1 protein-coding gene is annotated in these 251 nt (G+C 39.8%); it reads right to left on the reverse strand.

Annotated features, from left to right (window positions below; translation table 11 throughout):
* Positions 1 to 230, reverse strand: a 230-nt coding sequence (locus AAEY83_RS17165; protein WP_351061082.1) for a hypothetical protein, incomplete at its 3' end; no start/stop codon positions are given.
* Between the last annotated feature and the right edge of the window lie 21 nt (positions 231 to 251).

A 251-nucleotide genomic window follows, 5' to 3' on the forward strand; every position in this document is an offset into this window, starting at 1 on the left:
GCTTCATACCATCTAGGATTATTTTCAACCACGCGTTCAAAGGCAAATACAGCTGGCGCCGCATGCCCTGTTTTAAGTGCACTGACCCCTAATAAAAAGTCGTATACGGGTTCGCCCAGGTACTGGTATTCGCTATTACTTTTTTGATAAGCCTGAGTGTATTTTTTTTCAGAAACTAATTTTTGAAGCTCAATCAATAGCTTATTGAATTCATCAGTGCTTTGAGCCAATGAGTTAAAGCTCATTACAGC

It is taken from the genome of Psychrobacter sp. TB20-MNA-CIBAN-0197 (assembly GCF_040309765.1).
GTDB lineage: Bacteria > Pseudomonadota > Gammaproteobacteria > Pseudomonadales > Moraxellaceae > Psychrobacter > Psychrobacter submarinus.